Annotated in this window: 4 protein-coding genes; all 4 read left to right on the forward strand. The window is 73.5% G+C overall.

Annotated elements, in window-relative coordinates; genetic code table 11:
- Positions 1-72: 72 nt before the first annotated feature.
- The 4 genes from ABZ919_RS31770 to obgE all read left to right on the forward strand — a co-directional run bounded on the left by ABZ919_RS31770 (position 73) and on the right by obgE (position 6851).
- Entirely contained in the window at positions 73-4440 is a 4368-nt protein-coding gene (locus tag ABZ919_RS31770; protein ID WP_361254399.1) for an Rne/Rng family ribonuclease, read from the forward strand.
- A gap of 230 nt (positions 4441-4670) precedes the next feature.
- Positions 4671-4991: a 50S ribosomal protein L21 gene (rplU, locus tag ABZ919_RS31775; RefSeq protein ID WP_009188585.1), complete on the forward strand. Its 321-nt coding sequence runs from the start codon at positions 4671-4673 to the stop codon at positions 4989-4991.
- A gap of 14 nt (positions 4992-5005) precedes the next feature.
- Entirely contained in the window at positions 5006-5260 is a 255-nt protein-coding gene (gene rpmA, locus ABZ919_RS31780) for a 50S ribosomal protein L27 (protein WP_023550764.1), read from the forward strand.
- Positions 5261-5402: 142 nt separating this feature from the next.
- On the forward strand, positions 5403-6851 hold the full coding sequence (gene obgE / locus ABZ919_RS31785; RefSeq protein ID WP_361254404.1) for a GTPase ObgE: 1449 nt from the start codon (positions 5403-5405) through the stop codon (positions 6849-6851).
- Positions 6852-7075: the final 224 nt, after the last annotated feature.

A 7075-nucleotide genomic window follows, 5' to 3' on the forward strand; every position in this document is an offset into this window, starting at 1 on the left:
GCGTACGGTCGATCGAGACCGACGCCGGACCAGGGGCGCGGCGCCCGGGAGCCTGACGGGAGAAACGCCCGCATGCTCGAGCCGACCGAACCCAATGAGGGTTCCGAACTGAACACTCCCAGCGACACCCTGCCGCCGCGCAGGCGTCGCCGTGCCGCCTCGCGCCCGGCGGGCCCGCCGGCCACCGCCGAGGCTCCCGCCGAGGTGACCGTGCCGGCCATACCGGCCGCGGAGCCCGAGGAGGTGCTTGCGGCCGCAGAGCCCGAAGGGGCCGCTGAGGCTGCCGAGGCCGAAGAGGCCGTGGAGGCGCTGGAGGCCTCCGGGTCCGGAGCGGCCGTCACCGCTCCCGCCGCCGAGGAAACCCCTCCGGCCGGTCGTCCACGCCGCCGGGCCACGCGCCGCGCGTCCGCGCCCGCCGGTGCCCCGGCCACCGTCGAGGCCACCGAGACCGTCGTACCGGCCACGGCCGCCGTCGCCGGGACCGAGAAGCCCGCTGCCGTCGCCGAGGGCGGCGCCGTCGTCGCCGGTGAGGAGGCCGCGCCGCGCCGCGCCCGCCGCCGTGCCACGCGCAGCGTCTCCGCGCCGACCGCTGCCGCTTCCGGTGCCACTGAGGCACCCGTGACACAGGAGCCTGCCGAGGTCGCCCCCGCCGCAGAGGCCGCCGCCCCTGAGGAGGCCGCGCCCGCCGCCCGTCCGCGCCGACGGACCGCCCGCCGCGCGGCCGCGCCCGCCGGTGCGCCGGCCGCCGCCGAGGCCACCGTGACCGTGGCCCCGCCCGCCGCCGAGGCCGAGCAGGCCACGGAGACCGCCGCGGAGGCCCCCGCCGCCGCGGAAGAAGCCGCCCCTGCTGCCCGTCCGCGCCGCCGCGCGACCCGGCGCGCCTCCGCGCCCGCCGGTGCGCCGACGGCCGACGAGCCCGCCGCCGTGGAGGCGCCGGTCACCGCCGAGCCCGCTGCCGAAGAGGCCCCGGCCGTCGCTGCCGGAGCTTTTGCCGCCGAGGCCGCCGTCTCCGCGGAGCCCGCCGCCGAGGAGGCCGCCCCGCGTCGCACCCGCCGCCGGGCCACCCGGCGCGCCTCCGCGCCCGCCGGTGCGCCGACGGCCGACGAGGAAGCCCCGGTCGCCGCCGAAGCCGCCGCCGCGCCCGCCGCCGAAGCCGAGAAGCCCGCCGCCGAGGCCACCCCTGCCGAGCCCGCCCCCGCAGCCCAGGCTCCGCAGGCTCCCGCCGAGGAGCCCGCCCCGCGCCGCGCCCGCCGCCGGGTCGTGCGCCCGGTGTTCGGATTCTCCGAGCCCGGCAAGCCCGCGCCGGCCGCCGAGAGCGAGACGCCCGAGGCCGAGACCCCGCGCCGGCGCGCCCGCCCGTCCGTCGCCGTCTTCCAGGCGCCGGTGTTCACCGAGCCGAAGTTCCAGACCCCGCAGCGCGCCGCCGCGGAGGCCGCCGCCGAGGCCGCCGGGACGGAGGAACCGGAGGAGACCGAGGAGTACGCGGAGGAGCGCGCCGAGACCGGCTCGCGTCGCCGCCGTCGCCGCCGGGGCGCCGCCGAGGAGACCCCGGCCGCCGAGGCCGTCACCGGGCCGGACGAGGAGGCCGAGGAGGCCCCCGAGTCCGCCGAGGACCTCGCCGAGGGCGAGGACGCCGACGAGACCGAGGAGGCGGAGGGCGCCGAGGGCTTCGAGGAGTCCGGCTCGCGCCGCCGTCGCCGTCGCGGCGGCCGGCGTCGCCGTCGCGGTGAGGCCGCCGAGGGCGAGGGCGCGGACGGCGACGTCGACGAACTGGCCGCCGAGCAGGCCGCGCAGGACGCCGAGGACACCGCCGAGCAGGAGGAAGAGGACGCCGACGAGGTCCATGACGAGGGCGGTGCCTCCAGCTCCGGCAGCCGTCGCCGCCGTCGCCGTCGTCGCCGCGCCGGTGACACCTCCGCCGACACCGAGGCCGGCGAGGGCGACCCGGAGCGCACGGTCGTCAAGGTCCGTGAGCCCCGCAAGCCCTCCGAGCCGTCCGACGAGGTGCAGTCCATCAGGGGCTCGACCCGTCTGGAGGCCAAGAAGCAGCGCCGCCGCGAGGGCCGTGAGCAGGGCCGCCGGCGCGTCCCGATCATCACCGAGGCCGAGTTCCTCGCCCGCCGCGAGGCCGTCGAGCGCGTGATGGTCGTACGCCAGCACGGCGACCGCACCCAGATCGGCGTCCTGGAGGACGGCGTGCTCGTCGAGCACTACGTCAACAAGGAGCAGTCGACCTCGTACGTCGGCAACGTCTATCTGGGCAAGGTCCAGAACGTGCTGCCGTCGATGGAGGCCGCCTTCATCGACATCGGCAAGGGCCGCAACGCCGTGCTCTACGCCGGTGAGGTCAACTTCGAGGCGCTGGGCATGGCCAACGGCCCGCGCCGTATCGAGTCCGCCCTGAAGTCCGGCCAGTCCGTGCTCGTCCAGGTGACCAAGGACCCGATCGGCCACAAGGGCGCCCGTCTGACCAGTCAGGTCTCCCTCCCGGGCCGTTACCTCGTGTACGTCCCCGAGGGCTCGATGACCGGCATCAGCCGCAAGCTGCCCGACACCGAGCGCGCGCGTCTGAAGACCATCCTCAAGAAGATCGTCCCCGAGGACGCGGGCGTCATCGTGCGCACCGCCGCCGAGGGCGCGAGCGAGGACGAGCTGCGCCGGGACGTGGAGCGGCTGCAGGCGCAGTGGGAGGAGATCCAGAAGAAGTCGAAGAACGGCAACGCCCCGACGCTGCTGTACGGGGAGCCGGACATGACCGTCCGGGTCGTGCGCGACATCTTCAACGAGGACTTCTCCAAGGTCATCGTCAGCGGTGCCGACGCCTGGGAGACGGTCCACGGGTACGTCTCCCACGTGGCCCCGGACCTCGCCGGCCGGCTGCAGAAGTGGACCTCCGAGGTCGACGTCTTCGCCACGTACCGGATCGACGAGCAGCTCGCCAAGGCGCTGGACCGCAAGGTCTGGCTGCCCAGCGGCGGTTCGCTGGTGATCGACAAGACCGAGGCGATGATCGTCATCGACGTCAACACCGGCAAGTTCACCGGCCAGGGCGGCAACCTGGAGGAGACGGTCACCAGGAACAACCTGGAGGCGGCCGAGGAGATCGTGCGCCAGCTGCGGCTGCGCGACCTCGGTGGCATCGTCGTCATCGACTTCATCGACATGGTCCTGGAGTCCAACCGCGACCTGGTCCTGCGCCGTCTGCTGGAGTGCCTGGGCCGGGACCGGACGAAGCACCAGGTGGCCGAGGTGACCTCACTGGGCCTGGTGCAGATGACCCGCAAGCGGGTCGGTCAGGGTCTGCTGGAGTCCTTCTCCGAGACCTGCGTCCACTGCAACGGCCGCGGTGTCATCGTGCACATGGAGCAGCCGGTGACCGTCGGCGGCGGTGGTGGCGGCAAGCGCAAGAAGCGCGGCCGGGGCGGTGACGTGCACGAGCACGAGCACGTGCACGAGACCGCTGCCGTGGCCGTGGAGACGGGCGAGGCCGTCGAGCCGGAGGTGGAGACCGCCGTCGAGGTGGCCGCCGAGGCCGCCGAGCCGGTGGCCCTGCCCGCCCCCGAATTCGCGCCGGACGAGGAGCTGTACAGCAGCGTCGCCGAGGCGGAGGCGGCGGCCACCCGTGGCCGTACGCGCCGTCGCGCGAGCCGCCGGGCCTCGGCTCCGGCCGGCGCGCCGAAGGCGGCGTCCCCGAAGGCGAAGGCCGCAGGGACGGAGGCCGTCGAGGTGAAGGCCGCAGCGGCGCCGACCGCGCAGGATGTCACCGCCGAGGAGGCGGCGGCCCGTCCGGTGCGTCCGGTGCGTCCGGAGCCGGCCGTCGAGCCGCTGGCCGAGCCCGCGGCCGTGGAGGACCAGGTGGTCCCGGCCCCGCAGGCCGAGGCCGCCGAGGAGGCCGCTCCCAAGGGCCGTACGCGCCGGCGGGCGACCCGGAAGGTGTCGGCTCCCGCCGGTTCCCCGGCGGCGGCCGAGACGGCCGTGGTGACGGTGCCCGAGACCGCGCCCGAGGCCCCGGTCGCCGAGGCCGAGCCCGCCGAGGCAGCGGCTCCGGTCGCCCCGGTCGAGGAGGCGCCCGCCGAGAGCGCCGCCCCGGCCCGTCCGCGCCGCCGTGCCGTGCGCAAGGCCACCGCGCCGACGGCGTCCGAGGAGGCGGCCGTCGTGGTCGTCCCGGCGGCCGCCGCGGAGGAGACCCCGTCCGGCGACGTCACGGCCGAGGAAGTCGCCGAGGCGGCGGTTCCCGCCAAGAAGGCGGCCCGCAAGACCGCCAAGAAGGCCACGGCGAAGAAGGCCGCCGCCAAGAAGACGGCGGCGAAGAAGACCGCGGCCAAGAAGATGGCCGCGAAGAAGACGACGGCCAAGAAGGCCGCCAAGACGGCGGCCGCCAAGTCGACGGCGAAGACCACCACGGTCGCCGCCGCCCCGGACGCGGCCGACGAGGGCTGACGCCCGTGGTGTGGGGCCGGTCCGCGTGACCGGCCCCACACCGCCGGGGTCCGGTTTGACCCCCCAGGTCATCGCCCGTAACCTTGACCGTCGGCGTGTCCACTGAACACGTCACATCCCCGTAAACCTCTTCCTCCCGGACGCAAGGCGGGCCGGGAGAGGTCGTCCATGGTGTTTCTGGGCGGCTGGCCTGCGGGGGTGCCGTTTCTTCGAGCGAAAGAGAGATCCGCGTGTACGCCATCGTGCGCAGCGGTGGTCGCCAGCACAAGGTTGCTGTCGGCGACATCGTTGAGGTTGACAAGATTTCCACCGCCAAGGTTGGCGACACGGTCGAGCTCTCGACCCTGCTCGTTGTCGACGGCGACGCTGTGACCAGCGACCCGTGGGTGCTGGCCGGCATCAAGGTCCAGGCCGAGGTCGTGGACCACCACAAGGGCCAGAAGATCGACATTCTGCGCTACAAGAACAAGACCGGCTACCGCCGTCGGCAGGGCCACCGCCAGCAGTACACGGCGATCAAGGTCACGTCGATCCCCACGGCTGCGAAGTAAGGGACTGAGGAGACATGGCACACAAGAAGGGCGCATCGTCCACCCGGAACGGTCGCGACTCCAACGCCCAGCGGCTCGGCGTGAAGCGCTTCGGCGGTCAGGTCGTCAACGCGGGTGAGATCCTGGTCCGCCAGCGCGGCACCCACTTCCACCCCGGCGCCGGTGTCGGCCGTGGCGGCGACGACACGCTGTTCGCGCTGCAGGCCGGTGCGGTGGAGTTCGGTACCCACCGTGGCCGCAAGGTCGTGAACATCGTTCCGGTCGCCTGAATCGTCTGATCGGCTGATTCAGCACCGAACGCTTTCGCGAGGCGGACCTCACTTCCCGGTCGGGAAGGCGGGTCCGCCTTTCGCGTGTTAACCACTGTGTTAACGACTGGACACACCCGTACTTTTCTGGAGGCACTGAACCATGACCACCTTCGTGGACCGCGTCGAGCTGCATGTCGCCGCGGGTAACGGAGGTCACGGCTGTGCCTCCGTACACCGCGAGAAGTTCAAGCCGCTCGGCGGCCCGGACGGCGGCAACGGCGGCCGGGGCGGTGACGTCATCCTCACCGTCGACCAGTCCGTGACGACGCTGCTGGACTACCACCACTCGCCGCACCGCAAGGCCACCAACGGCAAGCCCGGCGAGGGCGGCAACCGCTCCGGCAAGGACGGCCAGGACCTCGTCCTGCCGGTGCCGGACGGCACGGTCGTGCTGGACAAGGCGGGCAACGTGCTCGCCGACCTCGTCGGCCACGGCACCTCGTACATCGCCGCTCAGGGCGGCCGTGGCGGCCTCGGCAACGCGGCGCTGGCCTCCGCCCGCCGCAAGGCGCCCGGCTTCGCGCTGCTCGGCGAGCCCGGCGACCTGCACGACATCGTCCTGGAGCTGAAGACCGTCGCCGACGTGGCGCTGGTCGGCTACCCGAGCGCCGGCAAGTCCTCGCTGATCTCCGTGCTCAGCGCGGCCAAGCCGAAGATCGCCGACTATCCGTTCACGACGCTCGTGCCGAACCTCGGTGTCGTCACCGCCGGTTCGACCGTCTACACCATCGCCGACGTGCCGGGTCTGATCCCGGGCGCCAGCCAGGGCAGGGGCCTGGGCCTGGAGTTCCTGCGGCACGTGGAGCGCTGCAGCGTGCTGGTGCACGTGCTCGACACCGCGACCCTGGAGTCCGACCGTGACCCGGTCTCCGACCTCGACATCATCGAGGCGGAGCTGCGGGAGTACGGCGGCCTCGACAACCGGCCCCGGATCGTCGTCCTGAACAAGGTCGACGTGCCGGACGGCAAGGAACTCGCCGAGATGGTCCGCCCCGACCTGGAGGCCCGCGGCTACCGCGTCTTCGAGGTGTCGGCCGTCGCCCACATCGGGCTGCGCGAGCTGTCCTTCGCGCTTGGTGAGCTGGTCGCCAAGGCGCGTGCCGCGAAGCCGAAGGAGGAGGCGACCCGGATCGTCATCCGGCCCAAGGCCGTGGACGACGCCGGCTTCACCGTCACCCGCGAGGAGGTCGGCGGCGAGCCGATGTTCCGGGTGCGCGGCGAGAAGCCCGAACGCTGGGTCCGCCAGACCGACTTCAACAACGACGAGGCCGTCGGCTATCTCGCCGACCGGCTCAACCGCCTCGGTGTGGAGGAGCAGTTGATGAAGGCGGGTGCCCGGTCCGGTGACGGCGTCGCCATCGGTCCCGAGGAGAACGCGGTCGTCTTCGACTGGGAGCCGACGGTCATGGCCGGCGCGGAGATGCTGGGCCGCCGCGGCGAGGACCACCGCTTCGACGTGGAGAGGCCCGCGGCGCAGCGCCGACGGGACAAGCAGGCCGAGCGGGACGAGACCCTGCAGGAGTACGACGACTTCGACCCGTTCGAGTAGGCCGCGAGCAGGCCGCGAGTAGGCCGCGAGCAGGTTTCGGCCACGCGAGAGGGCGGGCCGGAGGTTTCCCTCCGGCCCGCCCTCTCGCGTTCTGTGCAGGTGTCAGCCGTCAGAGCCGGCGCCGTCGGTCATCTCCTCGGCTACGTAACTGCGAAGCCAGGTCCGGAAGTCCGGGCCCAGGTCTTCACGTTCGCACGCGAGTCTGACAATGGCACGCAGATAGT

This window comes from Streptomyces sp. NPDC046759, from assembly GCF_040645475.1.
Lineage (GTDB): Bacteria > Actinomycetota > Actinomycetes > Streptomycetales > Streptomycetaceae > Streptomyces.

What these genes read in the sequence shown, in the direction of transcription:
- ABZ919_RS31770 (WP_361254399.1), top strand. Translation starts at nt 73, where the DNA reads ATGCTCGAGCCGACCGAACCCAATGAGGGTTCCGAACTGAACACTCCC.
- rpmA (WP_023550764.1), top strand. Translation starts at nt 5,006, where the DNA reads ATGGCACACAAGAAGGGCGCATCGTCCACCCGGAACGGTCGCGACTCC.
- obgE (WP_361254404.1), top strand. Translation starts at nt 5,403, where the DNA reads ATGACCACCTTCGTGGACCGCGTCGAGCTGCATGTCGCCGCGGGTAAC.